Source organism: Microbulbifer pacificus (genome assembly GCF_033723955.1).
GTDB classification, from domain to species: Bacteria; Pseudomonadota; Gammaproteobacteria; order Pseudomonadales; family Cellvibrionaceae; genus Microbulbifer; species Microbulbifer pacificus.
Genome location: NZ_CP137555.1, coordinates 788,779 through 812,441, shown reverse-complemented (window position 1 = coordinate 812,441; position 23,663 = coordinate 788,779). Strand labels below are relative to the sequence as shown.

Genomic DNA, 23,663 nt, shown 5'->3' with positions numbered 1-23,663 from the left:
AAGCTGTTCGGAGCGGGTTGTGATTGCCCGCTCCTGCCCCCCTCTACCGCGTTCAATTTCACGTCGGTGTGCCGATGTGTTCTCCGGCTGATTGGTCAGCCAGGGCGCCAGGCTAGTGCGCACGCACAGGCTGTGTGCAAGTCCTGTCCTATTGCTGTGCAATCCGCCATCTGCCACCACTTCTCCTGCTTCTGGCACTAAATTCAGTAGCCCATAAGGGCTATGCGAAAAAGCTTTCCACAGCGAAGGGTGAACGAATCTTACGCTTCAGTTACAACCGAAATTTGTCAAGGTTGTTTTGAAGTTAATTGCAAGTTTCTGATTTATAAGGAAAAAATGTTTTTGGTTAAATTTTCTTCACTCCGAGATCTCACCAGATGATGGGGGCTGGCGGCGTTTTCCCGTTGGTTGCTCACAGACATATCCACAGATTCTGTGGATTGTGAATAAAAAAAGCCGGCGTGTGCCGGCTTTTGTGCTACCCGGGAGTTTTTGCCCCCAGGTCATTCTGGTTTTTCCCTCCGGAAGTGACTTTCGCCCGTTGCAGGCACCACCTCCGGAAGAATTGGCCTGACTCAGCGGAAGGTGAGTTCCACTCGGCGGTTTTGGGCCCGCCCCGCATCCGTTGCATTGGAGGCGACGGGCTGGGTTTCCCCGTAGCCGCGGGCGGTGATGCGGGCGGCGTCGATACCATGTTCGACCAGGTAGCGTCGCACAGATTCCGCGCGCAGGCCGGAAAGGCGCAAGTTGTAGCTGTCGTTACCCTGGCTATCGGTATGGCCGGCCACTTCCACCTGGGTGTTGGGCTGGTCGCGCAGGGACTGCACCACCTTGTTCAGGGAGGTCTCCGCACGTGGGGTAAGTTTGGCCGAGTTGAACTCGAACTGGATGTTTTCCAGGGTTATGGTCTGGTCTTTGATCACACAGCCATACTCGTCCACCTTGGCGCCCGCCAGGGTATTGGGGCAGCGATCGTTCTGATCCAGTACGCCATCACCATCACTGTCTTTATTTACTATTTCCGGCTCGGGTTCGGGCGGTGGAGCCACTACCACCGGGGCGGGTGCGGGCGGCTGGCTCAGCGGGATACTGAGGCCAAAGCCAAATTGCCAGTCGTTAAAATCATTGGCAAAGAAGTCGCGCAGGTAGCGCACTTCCGCGCGGATTTTTAGCCCGCTTTCACTGATGGCGCCGGTGGTAAAGCCCGCGCCGACGTTGATGAAGGCATTGGTTTCCTGCAGGCCATAGTCGAATTTGGTGCTGTTGTTGGACGCACCCCAGCCGCCGAGCACGAAGGGTGTATAACCGTTGCGCCCACCAAAGCTGTAGACGACGTCGACGCCGAGACCGGTCAGGTCGTTATCACTGCTGGGGACCAGCTGGCCGGTATAGACATAGGGGTCCGGCACCGTCGCGGGTGGCAGGAAGTTGTTGTCGTCATCGTTCAGCTGGGTGCCGAAAAGCTGCACTTCTGTAAACCAGTTGCCGCTGGATTGAAAACCGTAGAGTGCGCGCAGGCCGCCGGCCTGGCGTTCGGTATTGCGTTCCGAGTCGACGCGGGTGAGGAATGGCATAACGTCGACGTAGCGGTCTTCCTGTGCCATCACCTGAGCGCTGGCGACCAGGGAGGCGGCCAGTGCGACGCCCAGTGTTATTTTGATTGGCATGGAATTCAAAGGCATAAATAGCATCCTTGGATGTTTAGGTTTATTCATTCGGTGCTTTGATTTTTCAGCTTGGAGTCTGAAGCGCGTGTCAAAAACTGGAATTTCGTGCGAGCGAATTGACCGAGTTGGTACTTGCGCACAACTTTCATGACCGGATTGGATAATCCGTTGTTATACCCGTTACTTATTAGTTGATCTCGGCGACTTTTCCAGCGGTTGCGCGCCGAAAAATGCAATTAATGGCGCGTGAATTTTTCTGTTGCTGAGATTGTCGCGATAGGAGCGGCTGAGCGGCGGAAATTCCCACCGGCGCAGCGCTTAGTACTGGTGTCGAAAACTGATCAGCGCGGCGGTAATGGCGACGTTCAGGCTTTCAACACCATTTTGCATCGGGATGCGCAGGCGATGGGTGCACGCGTTTTCTACCGCGGGGCTCACGCCGTGGGTTTCGTTGCCGAGCACGAAAATGGTCGGTTCCCGGTCGTCGATGGTGCGGAGGGTATCGCTGGCGTGAGAGGAGAGGGCGCACACGCGCGCACCCTGTTCAGAGAATTTTTTCAGCACCGGCGCCAGCTGGTCGCAGCGCAGAATTCTGGTTTTGAACAAAGTGCCAACGCTGGCCTTGATCACCAGCGGGTCGATCTGCGCGCAGCCCTTGCGCGGCAGGATCAGGCCGTCGATACCACCGGCGCAGGCAGAGCGGATGATCATACCCAGATTCTGCGGGTTGGTGATGCCGTCCAGGGCCAGTAATTCATAATGCTGTTTGCGGTTTTCCTTGAGGAAGGTTTCCGCGTCACCGTATTTGGGCAGCGCCAGATCCAGCGCCACGCCCTGATCCTGCTTGGCATTTTTGGAAATGCGCGAGAGTGCCTTTCTGTCGCAGTGCGCGATTTCAATCTGCCGCTCCGCCGCCAGCTGCTCGATACGGCTGATCAGCTGATCCTTGCGATTGCTGTCGGCCAGATGCAGCTTGTGCACTGGCAGGCTGCTGTCTTCCAGCGCTTCAAGCACCGGCTTGCGTCCGTAGATGGTGAGCAGGCTGTCAAAGAATGCGCGTTTTTTCAGGTATTCGGGGGAGTCGGTCACGATACTTTGTCGTCGGGATTGGCGGTGAGGAGGTCGGACATTTGGCGGCGCGCAGTGTCGCTCAGACCGGCGCGTTTTGCCAGTGGCAGTGCCGCCTTTCCGAGGGTGCGATAGGTCTCTGCCAGTGCGGCGGTACCGGGGTTAATTTGCGCCAGTTTTTCCAGGGTCTGGAGCTGGCGTGTCACGGTCTCGACGTCCCCACGCACCAGTGGGCCGGTGAGGGCGCGCTCGGGACCGAGGGCGAAATTGTTGTTGGCAGTCTGCAACACGATGGGCGCCAGCAGCTGCTTTGCGGTTGCGCCGTCGATGCCGGCGGCGGCGAACGTCTGCAAGCTGAGGTCCAGCAATACGGTGAGGTAGTTGCAGGCCATCACCGAGCCAGTGTGGTACAGCACCTTCTGTTCCGGGCTAAGGGGAATGCAGGGGCAATCCAGGGCGCGGAAGGCGGACTCTAACCGCTGCATGCCGTCAATGTCCCCCTCCAGGGCCACGGTTGCACCCGGTAAGTCCTCCAGCGAACGCTGCGGGTCGGCAAAACTGTGTACCGGGTGCGCGCTCGCAAGGGTTGCGTGTGTGCAGGAGGCAAGCGCACTGGCGGGCAGGGCGCCGCTGCAGTGGAACACCAGCGTTTGTCGGTCCGAAGGCAAATACGATGCAAGTTTTTGCGCGGTGCTGACAATCTGGTCATCGGGCACCGCGATTAGCCAGAGGCCTGCCGGTGGCATGGTATCAAGGCTTTCGGCGGCGGTACCGGCGCCAATAAATTCCCGCGCCGCGGCACTGCTCTCGACGCTGCGGTTGCAGATGCCGCCGATGGCAAACACCCCGCGTCGGTGCCACAGGCACGCCAGGGTGCGGCCGAGGTGGCCGGCGCCAATGATATTCAGGGTGGGAATTTCCGGCGCCTGCAATTACTTGCCCGCCAGGCAGTTGACGTAGGCCGCTACCGCATTGGCCATGCCCATGCTGATGGCGTCGACGGTCAGTGCGTGGCCGATGGAGACTTCCTGCAGGCCCGGCAGGGTGCGATAGCGGGGCAGGTTGATCAGGTTCAGGTCGTGTCCGGCATTCACGCCGAGCCCCAGGTACAGGGCGTGCTCAGCGGCGGCGCAGTGGGCGGCGAAAATGCTTTCCAGTTCCGGACTCTGCCGGCTCACCGCCTCTGCGTAGGGGCCGGTGTAGAGTTCGATGCGATCCGCTCCCACTTCTTTGGCGAGGCCGATCTGGGTCTTGTCTGGGTCCATAAACAGGCTGACGCGAATTCCTGCGTCGCGCAGTTGGCGGATGATGGGCTCAAGTCGCGCACCGTCGCGGGTCAGGTCAAAGCCGTGATCGGAGGTGAGCTGGTCATCGCTATCCGGCACCAGGGTGCACTGTTGTGGGCGGGTTTCCAGTACCAGTGGCAGCAATCCGGGGTAGCTGCCCATGACGCCCGCAAAAGGGTTGCCCTCGACATTGAATTCGACCTTGCGGCTGGCGCACAGGGTGGAGAGATCGCGCACGTCCTGTGGGCGAATATGCCGCTGGTCGGGGCGCGGATGCACGGTGATTCCGTGCGCACCTGCGTCGAGGCAGGTGCGACCGTGGGCGACCACATCCGGGTAGTTGCCTTCGCGGGAATTGCGGATCAGGGCGATCTTGTTGAGATTGACGCTGAGAGCAATCACTGGCTGTTGCCTCCGGTGCTGTCGGTTTCGCTGTTGGCGTTGGCGGCAGCGTCGTTGCCGCCGTCAACCCGTCTGGCTTTCAGTATACGCACTGGGGTGTTGGGGGCATCGGGGAAGCTGGCATATTGGCCGCGGGGCTCGGCGGCGATCTGCTGCACCACACTCATGCCCAGCAGTACCTTGCCAAATACGGTGTAACCGGGTTTTGCGGCGCTGCCGTCGAGGCGGCTGTTGTCCACCAGATTGATAAAGAACTGGGAGGTGGCGCTGTCGGGATCATTGGTGCGCGCCATGGCAATGGTGCCGCGAGCATTGGAAAGGCCGTTGGCCGATTCGTTTATCACCGGTTCGAGCGTGGGCTTTTCCTGGAAATCGAAGGTGTAGCCTCCACCCTGGGCCATAAAGCCGGGAATGACGCGATGGAAGATGGTGCCGTTATAAAAGCCGCTGTCGATGTAGGCGAGGAAATTCTCCACGGTCTTCGGCGCCTTGTCCGCGTACAGCACCAGCTCCACGTTACCGAGATCGGTTTCCAATACGACCCGGGGGTTTTCACTGAGGGCTGCAGCAAATCCAGACAGGCAGAGCAGCAGTGTGGCGGCGAGTGATTGGAGCATCGACAGGCGTTTCATATCGGTAATCCCTGTATAACTATTTTTTCTGTGCAGATTTTTTGAATTTGTGGCCGCCAAAACAAAAAGGCCCGGTCGCTGACCGGGCCTTGTGAGCCGGTTTTGGGATTCTAACCGCTGCTCATGGGGACGGGAACATAGGGGTGGGAATCAGTTGGCCCACTCGGAGTGTCGCTTGCGCGGGCGGAAGTGCGGCGCAATCATTGCCAGGAACGCGCCCATCAGTACGGAGAGTGCGCCGTACATGTACCACTTGCGGGTTTCGCTGCTGGCCAGGCGTTGGATTTCGGCCTTGTCCATGGTCTGCTGTTGTTTCAGCAGCTCGTGCTGATTGAGCAGTTTTTGATGGCGCTGGTTAAGGGCCACGGCATCCGCAGACAGGGATTTCAGCTCTTTCAGTTCCCGCGCCAGGGTATCGGCACGCTCCTGAGTGGCCTGCAGATCGGCGCTCAGTTTGTTGTTGGTATCTTCCAGGCGGCGCACTTCTCCGCCGAGATCCCCCTGCAGGCTCTCGACATGTTGCAGGCGCGCTTCTGCCTGTGCCAATTTGATTTTCGCTACCGGCTCGCTCTCGAGATACTGGCGGCGCACCCAACCCTCTTCTCCGCCGGGTGTGCGCACCCTGGCCCAACCGGTATCCGGAGAGTCTTCCAGCAGGGTCAGCTTGGTGCCACTCGGCAGTCCGCTGTGCAGGATGCGGAATTCATTGCCCTGGCCCGAGCGCATGGGCACATGCACCTGGTCAGTGATGTAGCGGTCGGAGCTGATGGCTTGGGTGTGGCTGGCGCCGAGAGCGATCAGGGCGGCGGCGAAGGTGTTACAGAGTTTGTTCATGGTCTGGGATAAATCGGTACGGATAATAGTTATCGTGTCGGTAAATCGATTGGCGATTGGCACTAGCGCCGTATCACCTTTGGTTCAGGGAATTTGGATCAGGGCAAAACCAGTTTGTAGGGCTTGACCGTGACCGCTGCGTAAACGCCTGCGGCCACATAGGGGTCGGCGTCCGCCCAGGCTTTGGCATCCTCCAGTGACGCAAAATCCGCTACCACCAGACTGCCGGTAAATCCCGCCTCGCCGGGGTCTTCACTGTCGATGGCCGGGTGCGGACCGGCAATCAGCAGGCGACCCTGGTCCTTGAGGTCATTAAGACGCGCGATATGTTGCGGGCGGGCGGACTGGCGCAGGGGCAGACTGTTTTCAACGTCCTGGCTGATGATGGCATACCACATAGGCGGATTCTGTTTCCTGTGTTCTGTTTTTATGAATTCAAAGGTGAGGACGCGATTACTGCTGTACCAGGATTTCTTCCAGTGTCAGCCCCGTCAGTTTGCCGATGCGGCGAAACAGGAATACCAGCACCAGCATCAGGATGACGGTGGCGGGCAGGGCGATTACCGGAAAGCTGAGAGCGGTCATTTTGCCCAGTTCTTCATTGAAGGCTTCGGTGCCGGGCGGGCTTTTCAGCAGCACTTCCGCGAGGATGTAATTCAGCGCTGAAGAAAGGAAAAAAGACCCGGAAATCATCCACGATGCCTGCAACAGGGTGCGGTCAAACGCGGTTTCGGTACCGCGGGCTGCGAGGCTGTGGGCAATCTTGCGAGTATCGAGAATGCGGTCGTTGTAGACCAGGGTGCGCACCAGTGGCCAGCGGGTGTAAATACTGGCGATTGTAGCGATGCCCAGCAGGCCCGGAATTGCCGCTTCCTTGATGGCAATGTACTTGGCTTCGAGCTCCAGCAGGCTCATACCGCCGGTCAGCAGGATGCTGAGGATGCCGAGGGCAGAGAAGAAGTTCACCTTGCCGGAGCGCTGCAGGTCGCGCAGACCGTAGATCAGCGGAAATGCCAGTGCGACCACAATGGCCCATTTGGTTCCGAGCCAGTTATCCCCGGACAGTTTGGTCAGGATCAACGTGGGAATAATGATATTGAGCAGCAGATTGGCCAGCAGGCTCTCTTTCTGCGGCTTGGTCTCTGACTTGTCGGTGTCTACTGCCGCCAACGGAGTCTGCTCCGACTGGCTGGTATGGATTTGCTTGGTATCAGTCATTGTCTGTTCCGGTGATAATGCCCGCTGGCTGACGGTACAGCTGTCAGTGGCGATAGTGGTTCCCCGTTCGCGGGGCCTTATCCCTGAAACCGGTGAGCCGGTCCGGTGCGTAACAATAGGCTGTCGAAATCGTAATATCGAACCTACGACAGCGGTTTTTCACGACAGTTCCCTCAATGTTATCGCCGGGTACTGTTTTGGCAAACAGTCCGGGAAACAGGTGAAATGTTCCATTAATTACGCACTTTCCAGAACGCGGTTTTCGAATCAGCGGACAACCAACAATGAATGCTGAGTATGGACTCTGAAATGGCACACTCGCTACCCCAGCTGACCGATGAGACAGTAACCGGTCAGGTAGACCTGCACTGCCACAGTACCGCGTCGGACGGTATTTTAAGCCCTGAAGCGCTGGTGTCGAGGGCGAAATCTGCAGGTGTGACGCTGTTGGCGCTCACCGACCACGACACCGTTGCGGGCTTCGCGGAAGCGCATGCCGCCGCGGTGAAGGAGGGGGTAACCCTGTTGCCGGGTATCGAACTCACGGCCTGCTGGGGGCGGCGTGTGGTGCATATCGTCGGGCTCAATATAGACCCGGCGTCCACCGCCATCGCCGATGCCATTGCGGCACGCGACAGGTTGCGCCACGCGCGCGCGGTGGAGATCGGCGCGCGGCTGGAAAAACGCGGTTTTTCCGGTGCCCTGGAGGGGGCCAGGCAGCATGCCGGAGATGGCGTTATCGGTCGCCCTCATTTTGCCCGCTGGCTGGTGGAGGCCGGGCATCTGCCGGATGAAGCCAAGGCGTTCAAGCGCTATCTCGGTGCCGGCAAGGCCGGCGATGTGGCGGTGGTGTGGCCCGATATGGTCGACACCATTGCCAGTATCCACGCCGCCGGCGGTGCCGCGGTGCTGGCTCACCCCCTCAAGTACGGTCTCACCCGCACCCGCTTGCAGTCGCTGTTGGGCGAATTCCAGGATGGGGGCGGCGATGCGGTGGAAGTGGTGTGCGGACAGCAGAACCCTGTGCAGACCCGGGAAATCCTCTCGCTGCTGGAGCGGGTTGGCGAGGTCGGAGGTACCGGTGGGCGACTGCTGGCCTCCCTCGGCAGCGACTTTCACCAGCCGGACCAGCCCTGGCGTGCACTGGGTAGTGCGCGCCTGCCGGCGGGCGTCGAGCCAGTATGGAATCTGTGGCAAACTGGCGCCACACAAGATCAATGATTTATCTGTTTCAGGGGGTAAGAGTGGCGCAGTTCTTCCAGATTCATCCGGATAACCCGCAGGCGCGTCTGATCAATCAGGCTGCGGAAATCGTTTCTTCCGGCGGCGTGATCGTTTTCCCTACGGACTCCGCCTACGCCATCGGCTGCCGCCTGGGGGAAAAAATGGCGGTGGAGCGCATTCGCGTCCTGCGGCAGCTCGACAAGGACCACAACTTTACCCTGATGTGCCGTGACCTGTCGGAGCTCGCCAACTACGCCAAGGTGGACAACCAGATGTTCCGCCTGCTGAAGAACCATACCCCGGGCCCCTACACCTTTATTATGCCCGCGACCTCGGAAGTGCCGCGGCGTCTGGCGCATGCCAAGCGCAAGACCATCGGCCTGCGGGTGCCGGACAACGCTATCGTGCAGGGGCTGATCAGTGCTCTTGGCGAGCCATTGATGAGCTGCAGCCTGATTATGCCCGGCGACGACCAGCCGCTCACCGACCCCTACGATATCCGCGACATCCTGGAGCACCAGGTGGAATTGGTTATCGACGGCGGCTTCTGTGGCCTTGAGGCCACCACCGTGGTGGACCTGACCGGCGACGAACCGGTACTGGTGCGCCAGGGCTGTGGTGCAATTGATGAAATTCTCGGCTGACGCTGATGTATAATCGCCCGTTTGGTTTTGGCTTAGGACTGTAGTGTGTCCAGTGACGACATAGAAGAAACGATCGCTGTCGCGACCGGCGAAGTCGATGTGGAGAAATCTGCAGCGGCTGTGACCGATTTGGACGCAGCACCTGCGGTGAGCGTTACCTATACGGTGGAATTGCTCGACGAGGAGCCCGCCGCAACCGGGGATACGCAAGAGCAGGTCACTGGTGCCGAGGCGGCTGCCGGCCCCCGCCAGGGGGAGATGCCCTTTGCCATGGTTGCGGGCAAGGCGTTTACCGACCTGCCCAGCGATCTGTATATCCCGCCGGACGCCCTCGAAGTCATTCTCGAAGCTTTTGAGGGGCCGCTGGACCTGCTGCTGTACCTGATCCGCCGCCAGAATCTCGACATCCTCGAGATCAACGTGGCCGACATCACCCGCCAGTACATGTCCTACGTGGAAATGATGACCTCCATGCGCTTTGAGCTCGCCGCGGAGTATCTGGTGATGGCCGCCATGCTGGCGGAGATCAAGTCGCGCATGTTGCTGCCGCGCCCGCCGGAGGCGGAGGAAGAGGAGGGGGAAGACCCTCGCGCCGCGCTGATTCGCCGTTTGCAGGAGTACGAGCGCTTCAAGACCGCCGCAGAGGATATGGACGAACTGCCGCGCATGGGCCGTGATATCCATCAGGCCAGCGCCACCGGCCCGGATCGCAAGCTCACTCGACCGGAGCCGGAAGTGGACCTGAAAGAGGTACTGCTGGCCCTGTCCGACGTACTGCGCCGCGCCGACATGTTCGAAAGCCACCAGGTGGAGCGGGAAAAGCTCTCCACCCGGGAGCGTATGACTCAGGTGCTGGACAAGATCCGCCACCGTCAGTTTGTGCCCTTCGTCGCCCTGTTTCGCGTCGAAGAGGGCCGACTGGGTGTGGTAGTGACGTTCCTGGCGGTGATGGAGCTGGTCAAGGAGTCCCTGGTGGAACTGGTGCAGAACGAGGCCTTCGGCGCGATTCACGTGCGCTCCCGCGGGGAAGTCCAGAAGCCATCCGACGACGTCGACCTTGCCGACGATGGTGACTTTGGCGATGACGACTTTGCCAGTGATGACTTTGCCGACGAAGCCGCCTTTGATCGCGATGACTTGGACGCAGAAGATGACCTCGGCGGCGAGGAAGAGGGCGAAGTGCCGGTGAAAAGTGGCACTGAAGCGGATTTCTTCGAGACCGCGGAGGGCGACTCTCTGAAATCACCACAAGAACCGGCAGAACACGAATCTGCAGAACACGAAACAGAAGCAGAAACGGCTGCAGCGCCGTCGCTGTTTAGCTGAAAGCGAGTGAACACCAGACCATGAGCATTACCCCGGAATTACTCTGCCGGATCGTGGAAGGCGCGCTGCTGGCCGCGGCCCAGCCGATGTCGGAAGACCGCCTGCTCGCCCTGTTTGAGGAAGATGAGCAGCCGGAGCGCACCCAGCTGCGCGAAGCGCTGGAGCAGATCAGTCAGCGCTGTGAGGGGCGCGGCTATGAGCTGCGTCAGGTCGCCAGTGGCTGGCGATTCCAGGTACCGGAAGACCTGGCCCCCTGGGTCAACAAATTGTGGGAAGAGAAACCGCAGAGGTACTCCCGCGCGACCCTGGAGACCCTGGCCATCATTGCCTATCGCCAGCCGATTACCCGCGGCGATATCGAGGAAATCCGCGGCGTTGCGGTCAGCTCCCAGATCGTACGCAGCCTCGCCGATCGCGGCTGGATCAAAGTGGTGGGGCAGCGGGACGTGCCTGGCAAACCATCGCTCTATGCCACCACCCGCGAATTCCTCGACTATTTCAACCTGAAGAGTCTGGATGACCTGCCTACACTGGCGGAAATCCGCGATATTGAAAGCCTGACTGCAGCCCTGGATCTGGGTATCGACCCTAGCGGTACCGATGATGAAGGGGCAGAGCAGGCGTCCGCAGAGGAGCAGGTTTCAGAAGAAGCCGATGCTGTCGCGGAAACCGAAAGTGATCCTGAAGTGGGATCGGAAAAGGAAGCACTAGATAACGAACTGGTAGAGACTGAAATAGAAGCCGAGGTCGATACAGCGGCGGAAAGCTACGCTGAAGAAACTGAAGCCCCGGAAGCTGTGGAGAGCGCAGACGATGCTGAACCGCACAGCGATGGGGGCGACATCGACCCGGAGACCGGTGCTGCGGCGCTGGCAACCCCAGACCATCCAGAGCCTGAAGCCCTGGATGAAGAAGACAACAAATCCCCGGAAAATCTCAATTCATGAGTCAAGACGCAGCGCCAGCGGGCGAAAAACTGCAAAAAGTACTGGCCCGGGCGGGCCTCGGTTCGCGCCGTGAAATGGAGCGGGCCATCGAAGCAGGTCGCGTCACCGTCAATGGTGAAGTGGCCGGACTGGGCGAGCGGGTAACCGACGACGACCGCGTAGAGTTCGACGGCAAACGCATTGCCGGCGGTGATGAGAACCGCCTGCGGGTCATCCTGTACAACAAACCCATTGGTGAAATCTGTTCCCGCCACGACCCGGAAGGCCGTCCCACGGTGTACGACAGCCTGCCGCGGCTCGGCAGTGGGCGCTGGATTTCCGTCGGCCGACTGGACTTCAACACCAGTGGCCTGCTGCTGTTTACCAACAGCGGTGAACTGGCCAACAAGCTGATGCATCCTTCTTCGGTGATCGACCGCGAATATCTGGTGCGTATCCAGGGCCAGGTGGACGATGAGATGAAGAAGCGCCTGGTGAAAGGGGTGATGCTGGACGACGGTGAGGCCCGCTTCACCGATATCGTCGAGAGCGGCGGTGAGGGTAGCAACCGCTGGTTCTACTGTGTGGTGATGGAAGGGCGCAACCGGGAGGTGCGCCGCCTGTGGGAGTCCCAGGGGGTGCGCGTAAGCCGCCTGAAACGCGTGCGCTATGGCAGCGTGTTCATTCCCTCCCACGTGCGTGTGGGCCAGTGGATCGAAATGGAACCGAAGGAAATCGACGATCTGTGCATCACCGCCGGATTGCCGAAGCTGGGCCAGCGCCCGCTGACCCAGGCGGAAAAAGAGAATCTGCAGCGTCAGCGGCGCAAGCTGCGCAAGGCGCCAACGGCGGCGCCCAGCCGTGCGCCGCTGAAACCCGCAGCCGGTACCGCGACGGCGGGCAAAAGTGCAGCGGCAAAAAGTGCACCGGGAAAAGGCGTACCGGCGAAAGGTACACAGGCTAAAGGTGCTCCGCTCAAGGGCGCTCCGGTGAAAAAAGGGCCTGCAAAAGGCGGTACACCAGCGAAAAATGGCGGTGCCCGCAGCACCAGCGGGCGCTCTCGCCAGGGACCGGGATCGCGCAAGTAGCGGCGTGAATTCACTTCCTGAAAAAAGAAAAGGCAGCTGCGGCTGCCTTTTCTGATTGGGTATTTGTTGCGGCGCTGTATTAGCGCTCAGGGCTGTTCTTCTTTCTCGAACTCTTCCAGAGCATCTCCGTCCGTATCCGGTTCCTCGATCTCATCTTCCTCGATGATCTCGTTTTCCATCCCCGGATCTATCTCCTCTGGCTCGATGGTGCCTGGGCCCGCAGGTACCGCGTCTTCGGTGCTGGGAGAGCCTGCGGGTCCGTCTTGCGATTCCACCACGGTCTTTAGTTTCTGCAGCCCCTCTTCGTAGGACTTGCCCACCATTTTCGCCACCAACAGTCCCATCCAGCGGGCGACCGGGCTGCCGCCCATTTCAGAGGAAAAGGACCAGGTCACGTTGGTGCCACTGCCCTGGGGTTGCAGCTTGAATTCGGATTTCGCCTTGCCCTGAGCGCCAAAATCCAGATCCATGGCGATATGGGAGTAAGGTTCGCTGGCGGTGATGGTCTGGGAACCATTACCCACGCTGGGATTGTCGCTGTGCCATTTCATCACCGCGCCATTGCCTTCCGGAAAGCCCTCGTAGGTGTACTCGGCCTGTGGATCCAGCTGGTACCAGGGGGACCACTGGTTGAAGTTGCGGAAGTTGTTCAGGTGCGGAAACACCACTTGCGGCGGCTCGGCGATATAGACGCTGCGCTCGGTGGTCGCCACCCGCGGAAACAGAAAGCCGGCGAGTACCAGCAGTGCGAGAAAAACCAGAATGTACAGTAACCAGCGCATGGCACTCGTTCCCCTTTGCAATGACCCCGTTATTGTCGGTCTGCCTGCGGGCAGGGCGGGCCGGAACTGTGCGGGCAGCTCCGGCGCCGGGTTTTACATCGCTATCGAGTGTACTTGTTGGTATGTGGCTTCGCCAGTGCGGTTAAAAATGGGATAAAAGTCCGACCCACTCAGAAACTGGCATCCAGCAGTGGCAGCGTGACACAAACAGCGAGGCCGGCATTGGCTGCGTTGAACGCGCGGATGCGGCCGCTGTGCTGTGCCACGGTGCGCTGGGCAATGGCGAGGCCAAGGCCGAAGCCGCCACTTTCACGACTGCGCGCCTCGTCGGTGCGGTAGAAGGGGCGGAAAATCGCTTCCAGCTCCGATTCCGGCACGCCGTTGCCACTGTCGGTGACCTGTATTTCGCAGCATTGATCCTGCGGACGCACATGGACAGATATGTGGCCGCCCGCCGGGCTGTACTTGATGGCATTGCGCAGGATATTTTCCAGTGCCGCGGTCAGCGAACTGCCGCGGGTGGCCACCAACAGCTCGTGGTCGTCGCTGCGCACGTCGAAACGCACCTGCTTTTCCGCTGCCTCGTCCTTCAGGTCGTCGGTCAGCGCGGTGAGCAGGCTGTTGATCTCTACCACATCGTCCAGGGCGCGCTCGTCGCCGCCACTCACTGGCAGCGACAATATGTCGCCAATGATGTCTTCCAGGTAATCCGCGGCCTTGCCGATCTTGTCCAGCTCCGGGTCGAGCGCCTCTATATTCTTCTGTCGTGCAATACCCAGCGCCACCTGCAGCCGCGCCAGCGGTGAGCGCAGTTCGTGGGATACGTCCTTGATCAGACGGCGCTGTTCCGCCATGGATTCCTGCAGTTGTGCGGTCATTGAGTCGAAGTCCGCTGCCAGCTCACCCAGTTCACGGCTGTGGCCGCCGATAGTGGGGGATATCCGGTAGCTGAGGTCGCCGGCGGCCACCCGCCTGGTGGCGGTGCGCAGATTGTCCAGAGGCTTGCTCAGGTAGCGGGCGAGCAGGTAGCAGGCGAGACCGGATGCCAGGGTGGTGAGGACCAGAATCGGCCAGAAACTGCGCAGGATAAACCGCAGTAACATTTCTTCCTTGCTCTTGCCGGCGATAAACACCACCCGCAGGCTCTCGCCGCCGCGCAGTGGCATAAAGGAACCTATGCTGGGTTTCTTGTCCACCATTCCGCGGGTTTCGTGGTTGCGGAAGTTGAGGGACGCGAACATGGGGGCCATGGACCGGGGAATGGGGCGTCCAAGTATCTCCATTCCATAGCTGTCGATGGCGTAGATCCGCTGCTGCACCTTTTCCGGCTGCCGCTCCAGCCAGCGGGTGAAGTGCTCGGAGCCAGTGCGCCGGGCAATCCGCAGGTTGTGGTTAATTTCCCCATATAACTCTGGGCCGTCCCAGCGATCTTTTTGCCGCGGATCGCCGAATTCCCGAAAGTGGGTGATATAGACCGCGGCCAGCACCATGATCACTGCGGTGAGCCAGGCGCCGAGGAAGACCCTGCCGAAAAGACTGCTCATGGGTTCAGCCCAGACTGCCGGTGAGCATATATCCGGCACCGCGGATATTGATGATCAGTTCACGGCTGGCGCCCTGTTCCGCCAGCTTCTTGCGAATGTTGCTGACATGCACGTCGATGGAGCGGTCGTAGGGCATGAGTTTGCGCCCGAGGGCCTGCTCCGTCAGCACCTCCTTGCTGACCACCTCGCCGGCGTGTTCCACCAGTACCTTCAGTACGGAAAATTCCGCGCCGGTCAGATTTACTCCCCGATTGTCCCAGAGGCACTGGTGCTCACGGGGCAGCAGGCGCAGCGGGCCACTGCTGAGATTGTCTTCTGTGCTGCCCGCCTCGGTGCGGCCACGGCGCAATATGGCTCGCAGCCGCGCCGCCAGTTCCCGCGGGTTGCAGGGCTTGGGCAGGTAATCGTCGGCGCCCATTTCCAGGCCGACAATTCGGTCAACGGTATCGCCCTTGGCCGTCAGCATCACCACCGGCAGCGAGTGCCCGGGGTTGGCGGCGTCCTCCCGCAGCTTGCGCAGCACATCAAAGCCATTGTGGATCGGCAGCATCACGTCCAGGACCAGTGCATCGAAAGGTTGGCTGCGAGCGAGCTCCAGGCCGCGGCCGCCGTCGTTGGCGACGGTTACGTCAAAACCCTCTCCGCGCAGGAACTCCTCCAGCAGTTCGGTGAGTTCGGTGTCGTCGTCGACCAGCAGGATATGGCTCATGGGGCCTCCGTCATCCATTTCATAGCATTCGGTGTGAGGGGATTATATGCGCATGGCGATGCTGCACAGGGGGAAGGTTTTGCGTGTTTTACCGTTCTTAACAAATGTTTACCGCACTTATCCCCTGTTTACAGTGGGGGAGCCTAGTATGCACTTACCGAATCGGAAAACACCCAAACAGAGCCTATCGCCTGGCGATAACTCCATACACCATCACTGAGAGGATGAATGTTATGAACAAATGGAAAGCACTTGCAGGTAGTCTGATCATCGGCAGCGCGCTGGCCACTTCCGGCATGGTCATGGCCTTCCCCGATGGCGACCACGGCCCTCGCGGTCACCATATGGGCGATTTTGATAAGGGGCCCATGTTTGAGCGTCTGGCGGATGAGCTGGATCTGACCGAAGGCCAGCTGGCCCAGCTGAAGGCCAACCGTGAGGCCAACAAAGAAACCCGCAAGGCGGATCGCGAAGCGATGCGCGAAGTTCACCAGCAGCTGCGCGATGCTATCGAGTCCGGTGCCGATCAGGCGACCCTCGACAGCCTGGGCACAAAGCTCGGCCAGCTCGAAGTGAAAAAGATGCAGGGTATGCACGAGCAGCGTCTGCAGTTTGAAGCCATTCTTACGCCCGAGCAGAAGACCAAGCTGGAAGAGCTCAAGGCCAAGCGCGAGGCGCGTCACGAGAAGCGTATGCAGCGCTGGAAGGACAAGCAGAGCGAAGAATGATTGTGTCTATCCGGTCAGCACCATGTGCTGGCCGCACATCTCCCCCTCACGTCAGAAATCCTTGGCCTGCCGGCGGCTAACCCTGGCCCCACCCCGACAGCCGGCTGACCATCCCTTGATGCCCCTGTATTTGCAGGGGCTTTTTTGTACCTACCTTCCAGCCTACCGCTTCATTCCCTCGCGCCTTGCTGTACTTGCTTATTGTTGGGAAAATGCCCGCCCACCGGGCCACCTCCGGACCCGTTTTAGTGAGCCCCGGATCAGAAAGCCCCGGACAGTTGAGGAGTGAGTGTGAGCAAGATCGGCCTGTTTTACGGAAGTGACGAAGGCAACACAGAAAGCATTGCCCACCGCATCGTTGCCCGCCTGGGCGAGGATCGGGTAGACCTGCACGATATCGCCGACGTTACCCAGCTCGAAATCCAGGGTTATGAGCAGCTGATATTCGGCATCCCCACCTGGGACTTCGGCCAGATCCAGTCTGATTGGGAAGATTTCTGGGAAGACGTCAAGGAAATCGATTTCAGTGGCAAAACCGTGGCGCTGTTTGGGCTGGGAGACCAGTTCGGCTACGGCGATTACTTCCTCGATGCCATGGGTATGCTGCACGACGTCATCGTCGCCAGCGGAGCCACCATCGTCGGCCATTGGCCCACCGCGGGTTACGAATTTGAGGCCTCCAAGGCTCAGGTACCCGGGCAGAATATTTTTGTCGGTCTCGCCATCGACGAGGACCAGCAGGAAGAGATGACCTGTGCGCGTCTAAACGACTGGTGCGAGCAGATTGCCGAAGAGTTCGGCCTGGAAGGCGGCGCCGACAGTGTTGCGCTGCTTGAGGATTGATGTCGCCATGTCCCAACCCGATACCCTTTCACTGCAGGACTTCTGGCCCTGGCTCGCGGATCACTGCAACTGCATTCTGCGCGCGGGTACGCCGGATTCCATTCTCTATGACCACGACGATTTCTTCTGGCGCTTCACCCACGAGAACCCCAACACGCTGCTGGTGCAGCTGGTAAAGGGCAAGCGTCTCGTTGGCGAGGTGTTTATCGAGCCGGATCTGGTCAGTTCTGTGCGTATTACGCCCGGGGATAAAGATGAGGTGATCTTCGACCTGATGGCAGAGGCCGATGGCGAAGAGCAGGTGCTGTACTATTTTGTGATGGCGCACGGCTACGACGTGCACGAGCCGCCCGCAGCGGTGACACGCCACGGCAGGCTGCACTGATCCTGCACCAGTTAAAGATCGATAAAAAACGCGGCTCTAAGCCGCGTTTTTTTATTGGATTGATCCCTTACTCAACCTGAGCTTCGGCTCCAGTTTCGGAACTGGCGAAATCATCAAAGAAAACCACATCAGCAGCGTTGGGATCTGCCGCATTTATGGTGGTCACCAGATTGTAAATACCATTCGCCTCGAGCTGGATGTTGGCGGAGTAGACAACAGTGTCGGTGCCGTCCAGGGCGACCACCAGATTATAGGTTCCCGGGTTATAGGTCACCCAGCCGCTGTTTTCCCGGTAATCCAGAGTCTCATCCGCATAAAGTGAGGAAATATTTTCATCCCCGTCGACAAGATAGTAATCATAGGACGCGGTGGAACCATTGATCAGTCGCAGTTTGGCGTGGGTGGCCAGACGCCGCACATTTTCTGTCAGCTTCACACCATTCCAGTCGTAAGACTTGCCAACGAAGTAGTAGGTTGAGCGGTCGCCCTGGGCCAGATCCAGTTCTTTGCGTGCGAGATATACACCGGGGTTGGCAGTGGGCGTTACATCCACCGACAGATTGGTGAGCTGGCTTTTACTGATTTCGCGATAAGCGGAGTTTTTTTCGAAGGCCAGGCCAGTGACAAACGTCTGCTCAAATTCGTCGTCGATGTAGACATCGATATCCTCGCCTTCTGGCACCGCATGGGCAAAGCGCAATTCTGTAGTCGCGTTGCGATTGATCAGGGTTTTGTTCTGGTCGCGGAAAAGGGTGACTTTAACCGGGGAAGTGCCTTCCCCGGCACCGTCGCGAATGGCAAAGCCAACGCGAGTCTGGGCGCTCAGTGTGAACGAGTCTGAAATAAACAGTACGTTCTCCGGGTTGCCAACCTCGGTCAGGGTGATGACATAGTCGCCCTCATCAACCAGGCCGTCGAAGGAACCTTTACGGGAGAGTGTGCCCTTTACCTGAACCGGAGAAAGATTGGTCCCCGGCGCCTCAAGGTATACATCAACCTTACCGAGTCCCTGTGCCAGATGGAAAAACCAGATTTCCAGGTTTTCGTCTTCTGCGTCACCATCTTCGTCTTCATCTTCGGTGTCAAAAACGTGCAGCGGTTTACTGTACTGAAGAAACTGGATGTTTCCGTAATTGCCGTATAGCGCAACCAGATAATCGGTGTCGTTGGCGACGGCAATCGAGGTCGAGGCAATTTCCGTGCACTCGTCATCGTCTTTGACTCCGTTTTCATCCGCATCGCCCGCGCAGGCCGTGGTGTCATCTGTCGGTAGAATCACTTCCGCCCGCACGCCCAGTGTGCCTTTGGAGGTGCTGGAGGTAACGCTGCTACCGTATGAGAGTGTTCCCCAACTGTATTCCTCATCGTCGTCAGAAGTGAACAGGGTAATTTTGTCCAGGTCAGGTACAGCATTGAACGCGCCGATGATGGGATTCTGTGCCGAGTCCTCATCGTCTTCGTCATCACTGCTCCCGCTGTCGGAACAGGCTGTGAGCAACCCCGACAGAAGAAGCACATATACCAGGAACGGTTTTTTCCAGTGATCAGAAAGCATATTTTCTCCGGATTATTATGCGAAAAAATCTCGCGTAACCTAGCAGTCAATATGCTTAACAGGCGTCAAGAAGTGTTTTGAGACTGTTTAAAAGTGTGTGTAAAGACGGTGGGAGCAGGGAGAGATGAGTTGCCGTCCGATTTTGCAGAAAAACAAATGTCGGACGGCTTTGGCGTACTGAAAACTATTGCAGCGGCGGTTTACTTCGCCAGCAGGCCGGCGAGAATTTCCCGATACATATCTTTCACCAGGTCCAGGTCTTCGGCTTTCACGCACTCATCCACCTTGTGGATGGTGGCATTTACCGGACCGAGTTCCACAACCTGCGCACCGGTGGGTGCGATAAAACGACCGTCGGAGGTGCCGCCGGCGGTGGAGAGTTCGGTTTCGCGGCCGGTAACCTTGCGGATGGCGGCCTGGGCGGACTCTACCAGCGGCCCCTCTGCGGTGAGAAAAGGTTGGCCGGAAAGGTTGAAATTGGCTTCGTACTTGAGTCCGTGCTTGTCAAAAATGGCGCGCGCGCGGCGCTCCAGATCTTCGGCGGTGGTCTCGGTGGAGAAACGCCAGTTGCACACGACATTCACGTCCCCGGGTATCACATTCGTGGCACCGGTGCCGCCATTGATATTGGAAACCTGGAAACTGGTGGCCGGGAAAAAGTCGTTGCCCTGGTCCCATTCTTCCGCGACCAATTCGGCGAGTGCGGGAGCGAGTTTGTGCACCGGGTTTTCCGCCAGATGCGGGTAGGCCACGTGGCCCTGAACACCGAATACGGTGAGCTCGAGACCGAGCGATCCGCGGCGCCCGTTCTTGATCACGTCGCCGGCGAGTGTAGTGCTCGAGGGCTCACCGACCAGGCACCAGGTGATTTTTTCATTGCGCGCTTCCAGCCATTCCACCACTTTCACGGTGCCGTGTTTGGCCGGGCCTTCTTCGTCGCTGGTGATCAGGAATGCGATGCGTCCTTTGTGGTCCGGGTGTACGGCGACGAATTCTTCGCAAGCCACAACCATCGCGGCCAGTGAGCCTTTCATGTCGGCGGCGCCGCGGCCGTAGAGCATACCGTCGATGATTTGGGGTTCGAACGGCGGGTTTTGCCAGTTGGCTGCGGGGCCGGTCGGTACCACGTCGGTGTGGCCGGCGAAGGCAAACAGCGGGCCTTCTTCGCCGCGTACGGACCAGAAGTTATCGGTATCGCCAAAGCGCAGGTGATCGGTTTTGAAGCCGATTTTTTCCAGGCGCTCGAGCATCAGTTCCATGCAGCCCGCGTCTTCGGGAGTAACGGATTGACGACGGATCAGGTCGCAGGTGAGTTCTACTGTCGGAGTCATGCGGGGATAACCAGGTGGGGGTTCCGGAATTTTTTGGGAGGGTTGCCGGGCCCTGCAAGTGCGGGCCCGGTAAGCAATTGAATCAGTTGCTGTGCAACTCGGCATTCAATTCAATGGCGCTCTTGTTGGTCAGGCACTCAACCGCGCCGGTCGCGGAGTTGCGACGGAACAGCAGGTCTGACTTGCCCGCCAGATCGCGCGCTTTTACCGATTCAACCACCGCGCCCTTGTCATCCAGAACGGCGACCTTGGTGCCGGCGGTGATGTACAGGCCAGATTCAATGGTGCAGCGGTCGCCCAGCGGAATGCCGGTGCCGGAGTTGGCACCGAGCAGGCAGCCTTCGCCGAGGGAGATCACAATGTTGCCGCCGCCGGACAGGGTGCCCATGGTGGAGCAGCCGCCGCCGAGGTCAGAACCGGCACCCACGAAAACGCCGGCAGAAATGCGCCCTTCGATCATGCCCGGGCCTTCGGTGCCCGCGTTAAAGTTCACGAAGCCCTCGTGCATGATGGTGGTGCCTTCGCCCAGGTAAGCACCCAGACGCACACGCGCGGTGTGCGCGATACGCACGCCCTTGGGCACCACGTAGTTGGTCATTTTGGGGAACTTGTCCACGCAGGAAACTTCCAGCAGTTCGCCCTGGAGGCGCGCTTCCAGCTGGCGAGCCGGCAGTTCGGCGAGGTCGATGGCGCCCTTGTTGGTCCAGGCGACGTTCGGCAGCTGACCGAAAATACCATCCAGCTTGGTGCCGTGGGGTTTTACCAGACGGTGCGACAGCAGGTGCAGTTTCAGGTAGGACTCGGGTACAGACTGCGGCGCGTCGTCGCTGTGCAGTACCACCGCAACCAGCGGGCGCTGGCTGGTGGCGAACTGGCGCAGAATGGCGGCCTGTTCGGCAGAGCCCGCGTTTTCCAGCTGGTTTGCCAGCGGTTGCAGCTGCGCTTCTTCCAGCGCCACGGCGACGTTGCCGCCGGTGATGTCGAGAACACCGGTAACCGCTTTGGCTACTTCTTCAGAGGGGTAAAGCATGGGCTGGGGGAAATACACTTCCAGCCACTCGCCCTTGTCATTACAGGTGCCTACACCGAAGCCGATGCTGAACAAGTTACTCATGTTGGTTTCCTTTTCCTTAATCTGGATTTTTTCGGTAAAGCGCTCGGGTGCGTTTACGATTTGGTGAACGCAGCGTAGCTGTCGGCTTTGAAGCCAAACAGGGTGCTTCCGCCCCTGGTCATTACCGGGCGTTTGATCAGTGTGGGTGTTTCATTGGCCAGGGCTTCGGCGCTTGCATCGTCGAGCACATTTTTCTGTGCCTCGCTCAATTCGCGCCAGCTGGTGGAGCGGCGGTTCAACACCTGCTCCCAGCCAAATTCCCTCAGCCAGTCCGCCAGCGGCACACTGTGCATACCGTCTTCGCGGAAGTCGTGGAAAGCGTATTCCACCTTGTGTTCATCCAGCCACTTGCGGGCCTTTTTTACGGTGTCGCAGTTCTTGATGCCGTAAAGGGTAATCATCGTATTTCCTGTGAGGTTCTCAGTAAGCGGGCCGCATCAGGCCTTTTTGACTTTTTTCGGATTCTTGCGCGCTGGGTAGCAGGTGGTGCAGATCTCGCACACGGTGCCATCGCAGCCGCGTGCAGAACAGAATTCACGGCCGTAAAAAATGATCTGCAGGTGCAGTTTGTTCCACTTGTCTTCCGGGAACAGCCGCTTCAGATCCTTTTCCGTCTGCACCACGTTTTTGCCAGAGGTGAGCCCCCAACGCTGGGCCAGGCGGTGGATGTGGGTGTCCACCGGAAAGGCCGGGTGACCGAAGGCCTGGGACATCACCACGCTCGCGGTTTTGTGTCCCACGCCCGGCAATGTTTCCAGTGCCGCCATATTTTCCGGTACCTTGCCGTGGTACTGGTTCACCAGAATTTCCGAGAGCTTCTGGATCGCCTTTGATTTTTGCGGCGACAGGCCGCAGGGGCGGATCGCCTCGCGGATTTTCTCCACCGGCACCTGCGCCATGTCGTGGGGATTATCCGCGAGCTTCCACAGTCCCGGGGTCACCTGGTTTACCCGCTCGTCGGTACACTGCGCGGACAGCAGAACCGCTATTAGCAGGGAGTAGGCATCGAAGTGGTCGAGGGGGACCGGCGTCTCCGGATAGAGTTCCTCGAGCCGATTCTGGATGTAGTCCACCCGTTCCTGTTTGAGTAGGTTTTTTACCATCATATTGTTCGCCTGCTGGCAGGCTTCTACAGATTAGTTACCGACAGAAGCTGCGGATGCGCTTCGCTGCTTCAATACACTCATCCAGGGTGGCGACGAGCGCCATGCGCACATATTCGGCACCGGGATTCACACCGTTGGTCTCGCGGGCCAGGTAGGCGCCGGGCAGTACGGTGATGTGCTGTTGGCGAAACAGTTCGCGGGCAAAGGTCTCGCCGTCGCCCACTTTGGGCCAGAGGTAAAAGCTCGCTTCCGGTTTCTGGACATCCAGGCAGCCGTCGAGAATCTCCAGTACCGCGTCAAACTTGCGCCGGTAGAGTTCACGGTTTTCCTTCACGTGCTGCTCGTCCTGCCACGCGGCGATGGACGCGTACTGGGTGGGCACCGGCATGGCACAGCCGTGGTAGGTGCGGTACAGCAGGAAGTTTTCCAGGATCTCGCCGTCGCCGGCGACGAAACCAGAGCGCAGCCCCGGCAGGTTCGAGCGCTTGGACAGGCTGTGGAAGACCACGCAGCGGCGGTAGTCGTGGCGGCCGAGTTCCGCGCAGGCCTGCAGCAGGCCCGCAGGCGGGTTGCCCTCGTCGAAATAAAGCTCGGAATAGCACTCATCGGAGGCGATGGTGAAATCGTATTTGTCCGCGAGCGCAATCAGTTGTTTCAGGTCGTCGAGATCCAGCAGCGCACCGGTGGGATTGCCGGGGGTGCACAGGTAGAGCAGGTCGCAGGATGCCCAGGCCGATTCCGGTACGGAAGCGAAATCCGGCTTGAAGCCGGTTTCCACACTGCAGTTGATAAAGTGCGGCGTGGCGCCGGCGAGAAACGCAGCGCCCTCGTAGATCTGGTAGAACGGGTTCGGCATCAGCACCGTGGAGCCCGGCGAGACGACGGCCTGGGCAAAGGCGAACAGCGCTTCGCGGGTGCCGTTGACCGGGATCACCTGGGAGTCGGCACACAGCGTTGACAACTGAAAGCGATTACACAGCCAGTGGGCGATGGTTTCCCGCAGTGGGTCTATGCCCTTGGTGAGCGGATAGGCGGCGAGCTTGTCGAGGTTGTCGATCAGTTCGTCGCGCACAAAGGCTGGCGGTGTGTGCTTGGGCTCGCCGATGGACAGCGCGATGTGGGCGAGCTCCGCCGGGCCCTCAATGCCCGCTTTCAATTTTGCCAGCTTGGCAAAAGGGTAGGGCTGCAGCTGTTGCAAATTCGGATTCATAATCTTGAGTCTGTTTATTCGCTTGTGTTCGTTAGCGGCTC

At 59.3% G+C, this 23,663-nt stretch carries 23 protein-coding genes and 2 pseudogenes; 8 read left to right on the top strand and 17 right to left on the bottom strand.

Annotated features, from left to right (window positions below; all coding sequences use genetic code 11):
- Window positions 1–575: 575 nt before the first annotated feature.
- The 8 genes from R5R33_RS03685 to R5R33_RS03650 form a co-directional block, all read right to left on the bottom strand.
- Window positions 576–1,667, bottom strand: coding sequence for an OmpA family protein (locus R5R33_RS03685; RefSeq protein WP_318954698.1), 1,092 nt, complete (start codon window positions 1,665–1,667; stop codon window positions 576–578).
- 318 nt (window positions 1,668–1,985) lie between these two features.
- Window positions 1,986–2,756: a TrmH family RNA methyltransferase gene (locus R5R33_RS03680; protein WP_318954697.1), complete on the bottom strand. Its 771-nt coding sequence runs from the start codon at window positions 2,754–2,756 to the stop codon at window positions 1,986–1,988.
- The gene (locus tag R5R33_RS03675; protein WP_318954696.1) at window positions 2,753–3,667 is read right to left on the bottom strand and encodes a Rossmann-like and DUF2520 domain-containing protein; all 915 of its coding nucleotides are present in this window, start codon (window positions 3,665–3,667) and stop codon (window positions 2,753–2,755) included. Before R5R33_RS03675 ends, R5R33_RS03680 begins: the two co-directional genes overlap by 4 nt.
- On the bottom strand, window positions 3,668–4,423 hold the full coding sequence (locus R5R33_RS03670) for a pyridoxine 5'-phosphate synthase (RefSeq protein WP_318954695.1): 756 nt from the start codon (window positions 4,421–4,423) through the stop codon (window positions 3,668–3,670).
- Window positions 4,420–5,055 (bottom strand): peptidylprolyl isomerase, encoded by a 636-nt coding sequence (locus R5R33_RS03665; protein WP_404810380.1) that lies wholly within the window; start codon window positions 5,053–5,055, stop codon window positions 4,420–4,422. The genes R5R33_RS03670 and R5R33_RS03665 overlap by 4 nt, the downstream gene beginning before the upstream one ends.
- Before the next feature lie 150 nt (window positions 5,056–5,205).
- The gene (locus tag R5R33_RS03660; RefSeq protein WP_318954694.1) at window positions 5,206–5,889 is read right to left on the bottom strand and encodes a TIGR04211 family SH3 domain-containing protein; all 684 of its coding nucleotides are present in this window, start codon (window positions 5,887–5,889) and stop codon (window positions 5,206–5,208) included.
- A gap of 98 nt (window positions 5,890–5,987) precedes the next feature.
- Complete coding sequence (locus R5R33_RS03655; protein ID WP_318954693.1) at window positions 5,988–6,287, bottom strand: YciI family protein; 300 nt, start codon at window positions 6,285–6,287, stop codon at window positions 5,988–5,990.
- Between the two features lie 55 nt (window positions 6,288–6,342).
- Complete coding sequence (locus R5R33_RS03650; RefSeq protein ID WP_318954692.1) at window positions 6,343–7,107, bottom strand: VC0807 family protein; 765 nt, start codon at window positions 7,105–7,107, stop codon at window positions 6,343–6,345.
- A gap of 309 nt (window positions 7,108–7,416) precedes the next feature.
- Here R5R33_RS03650 and R5R33_RS03645 point away from each other — a divergent pair, with 309 nt between their 5' ends.
- The 5 genes and pseudogenes from R5R33_RS03645 to rluB form a co-directional block, all read left to right on the top strand.
- Window positions 7,417–8,328 carry a PHP domain-containing protein gene (locus R5R33_RS03645; RefSeq protein ID WP_318954691.1) on the top strand — a complete coding sequence of 304 codons (912 nt, stop codon included), beginning with the start codon at window positions 7,417–7,419 and terminating at the stop codon, window positions 8,326–8,328.
- Window positions 8,329–8,351: 23 nt separating this feature from the next.
- On the top strand, window positions 8,352–8,975 hold the full coding sequence (locus R5R33_RS03640) for an L-threonylcarbamoyladenylate synthase (RefSeq protein ID WP_318954690.1): 624 nt from the start codon (window positions 8,352–8,354) through the stop codon (window positions 8,973–8,975).
- Between the two features lie 99 nt (window positions 8,976–9,074).
- A pseudogene (locus tag R5R33_RS03635) lies at window positions 9,075–10,004 on the top strand (segregation and condensation protein A); the annotation flags it as partial.
- Window positions 10,005–10,321: 317 nt separating this feature from the next.
- Window positions 10,322–11,248, top strand: coding sequence for an SMC-Scp complex subunit ScpB (gene scpB / locus R5R33_RS03630; RefSeq protein ID WP_318954689.1), 927 nt, complete (start codon window positions 10,322–10,324; stop codon window positions 11,246–11,248).
- Window positions 11,245–12,090 (top strand): annotated as a pseudogene (gene rluB / locus R5R33_RS03625) (23S rRNA pseudouridine(2605) synthase RluB); the annotation flags it as partial. The gene scpB and the pseudogene rluB, both read left to right, overlap by 4 nt.
- A gap of 311 nt (window positions 12,091–12,401) precedes the next feature.
- On the opposite strand, the gene R5R33_RS03620 reads toward rluB, so the two are convergent.
- The 3 genes from R5R33_RS03620 to R5R33_RS03610 form a co-directional block, all read right to left on the bottom strand.
- Window positions 12,402–13,097, bottom strand: coding sequence for an SRPBCC family protein (locus tag R5R33_RS03620; RefSeq protein ID WP_318954688.1), 696 nt, complete (start codon window positions 13,095–13,097; stop codon window positions 12,402–12,404).
- Between the two features lie 170 nt (window positions 13,098–13,267).
- The gene (locus R5R33_RS03615) at window positions 13,268–14,641 is read right to left on the bottom strand and encodes an ATP-binding protein (RefSeq protein WP_318954687.1); all 1,374 of its coding nucleotides are present in this window, start codon (window positions 14,639–14,641) and stop codon (window positions 13,268–13,270) included.
- Between the two features lie 4 nt (window positions 14,642–14,645).
- Window positions 14,646–15,350, bottom strand: coding sequence for a response regulator transcription factor (locus R5R33_RS03610; protein ID WP_318954686.1), 705 nt, complete (start codon window positions 15,348–15,350; stop codon window positions 14,646–14,648).
- Window positions 15,351–15,583: 233 nt separating this feature from the next.
- Here R5R33_RS03610 and R5R33_RS03605 point away from each other — a divergent pair, with 233 nt between their 5' ends.
- From R5R33_RS03605 to R5R33_RS03595, 3 genes are all read left to right on the top strand, one after another.
- Complete coding sequence (locus tag R5R33_RS03605; RefSeq protein WP_318954685.1) at window positions 15,584–16,078, top strand: Spy/CpxP family protein refolding chaperone; 495 nt, start codon at window positions 15,584–15,586, stop codon at window positions 16,076–16,078.
- Between the two features lie 291 nt (window positions 16,079–16,369).
- Complete coding sequence (locus R5R33_RS03600; protein ID WP_318954684.1) at window positions 16,370–16,921, top strand: flavodoxin; 552 nt, start codon at window positions 16,370–16,372, stop codon at window positions 16,919–16,921.
- 7 nt (window positions 16,922–16,928) lie between these two features.
- On the top strand, window positions 16,929–17,306 hold the full coding sequence (locus tag R5R33_RS03595; RefSeq protein WP_318954683.1) for a hypothetical protein: 378 nt from the start codon (window positions 16,929–16,931) through the stop codon (window positions 17,304–17,306).
- 67 nt (window positions 17,307–17,373) lie between these two features.
- Here the strand turns inward: R5R33_RS03595 and R5R33_RS03590 are convergent, their stop codons facing one another.
- The 6 genes from R5R33_RS03590 to dapC all read right to left on the bottom strand — a co-directional run bounded on the left by R5R33_RS03590 (window position 17,374) and on the right by dapC (window position 23,622).
- Entirely contained in the window at window positions 17,374–18,861 is a 1,488-nt protein-coding gene (locus R5R33_RS03590) for a DUF4397 domain-containing protein (protein ID WP_318954682.1), read from the bottom strand.
- 200 nt (window positions 18,862–19,061) lie between these two features.
- The gene (dapE, locus tag R5R33_RS03585; protein ID WP_318954681.1) at window positions 19,062–20,192 is read right to left on the bottom strand and encodes a succinyl-diaminopimelate desuccinylase; all 1,131 of its coding nucleotides are present in this window, start codon (window positions 20,190–20,192) and stop codon (window positions 19,062–19,064) included.
- Window positions 20,193–20,274: 82 nt separating this feature from the next.
- Window positions 20,275–21,306 (bottom strand): 2,3,4,5-tetrahydropyridine-2,6-dicarboxylate N-succinyltransferase, encoded by a 1,032-nt coding sequence (gene dapD / locus R5R33_RS03580; protein WP_318954680.1) that lies wholly within the window; start codon window positions 21,304–21,306, stop codon window positions 20,275–20,277.
- Window positions 21,307–21,359: 53 nt separating this feature from the next.
- The gene (locus R5R33_RS03575; RefSeq protein WP_318954679.1) at window positions 21,360–21,707 is read right to left on the bottom strand and encodes an ArsC family reductase; all 348 of its coding nucleotides are present in this window, start codon (window positions 21,705–21,707) and stop codon (window positions 21,360–21,362) included.
- A gap of 36 nt (window positions 21,708–21,743) precedes the next feature.
- A complete protein-coding gene (gene nth / locus R5R33_RS03570) occupies window positions 21,744–22,412 on the bottom strand; it encodes an endonuclease III (protein WP_318954678.1) in 669 nt (222 codons plus the stop codon).
- Between the two features lie 34 nt (window positions 22,413–22,446).
- Window positions 22,447–23,622, bottom strand: coding sequence for a succinyldiaminopimelate transaminase (dapC, locus tag R5R33_RS03565; protein ID WP_318954677.1), 1,176 nt, complete (start codon window positions 23,620–23,622; stop codon window positions 22,447–22,449).
- Between the last annotated feature and the right edge of the window lie 41 nt (window positions 23,623–23,663).

Bases quoted from the DNA above. Each gene is read 5' to 3' on its own strand.
- R5R33_RS03685 (WP_318954698.1), bottom strand. From the start codon at position 1,667: ATGCCAATCAAAATAACACTGGGCGTCGCACTGGCCGCCTCCCTGGTC.
- R5R33_RS03665 (WP_404810380.1), bottom strand. From the start codon at position 5,055: ATGAAACGCCTGTCGATGCTCCAATCACTCGCCGCCACACTGCTGCTC.
- R5R33_RS03660 (WP_318954694.1), bottom strand. From the start codon at position 5,889: ATGAACAAACTCTGTAACACCTTCGCCGCCGCCCTGATCGCTCTCGGC.
- R5R33_RS03655 (WP_318954693.1), bottom strand. From the start codon at position 6,287: ATGTGGTATGCCATCATCAGCCAGGACGTTGAAAACAGTCTGCCCCTG.
- R5R33_RS03650 (WP_318954692.1), bottom strand. From the start codon at position 7,107: ATGACTGATACCAAGCAAATCCATACCAGCCAGTCGGAGCAGACTCCG.
- R5R33_RS03645 (WP_318954691.1), top strand. From the start codon at position 7,417: ATGGCACACTCGCTACCCCAGCTGACCGATGAGACAGTAACCGGTCAG.
- scpB (WP_318954689.1), top strand. From the start codon at position 10,322: ATGAGCATTACCCCGGAATTACTCTGCCGGATCGTGGAAGGCGCGCTG.
- R5R33_RS03620 (WP_318954688.1), bottom strand. From the start codon at position 13,097: ATGCGCTGGTTACTGTACATTCTGGTTTTTCTCGCACTGCTGGTACTC.
- R5R33_RS03615 (WP_318954687.1), bottom strand. From the start codon at position 14,641: ATGAGCAGTCTTTTCGGCAGGGTCTTCCTCGGCGCCTGGCTCACCGCA.
- R5R33_RS03610 (WP_318954686.1), bottom strand. From the start codon at position 15,350: ATGAGCCATATCCTGCTGGTCGACGACGACACCGAACTCACCGAACTG.
- R5R33_RS03605 (WP_318954685.1), top strand. From the start codon at position 15,584: ATGAACAAATGGAAAGCACTTGCAGGTAGTCTGATCATCGGCAGCGCG.
- R5R33_RS03595 (WP_318954683.1), top strand. From the start codon at position 16,929: ATGTCCCAACCCGATACCCTTTCACTGCAGGACTTCTGGCCCTGGCTC.
- R5R33_RS03590 (WP_318954682.1), bottom strand. From the start codon at position 18,861: ATGCTTTCTGATCACTGGAAAAAACCGTTCCTGGTATATGTGCTTCTT.
- dapE (WP_318954681.1), bottom strand. From the start codon at position 20,192: ATGACTCCGACAGTAGAACTCACCTGCGACCTGATCCGTCGTCAATCC.
- dapD (WP_318954680.1), bottom strand. From the start codon at position 21,306: ATGAGTAACTTGTTCAGCATCGGCTTCGGTGTAGGCACCTGTAATGAC.
- R5R33_RS03575 (WP_318954679.1), bottom strand. From the start codon at position 21,707: ATGATTACCCTTTACGGCATCAAGAACTGCGACACCGTAAAAAAGGCC.
- nth (WP_318954678.1), bottom strand. From the start codon at position 22,412: ATGATGGTAAAAAACCTACTCAAACAGGAACGGGTGGACTACATCCAG.
- dapC (WP_318954677.1), bottom strand. From the start codon at position 23,622: ATGAATCCGAATTTGCAACAGCTGCAGCCCTACCCTTTTGCCAAGCTG.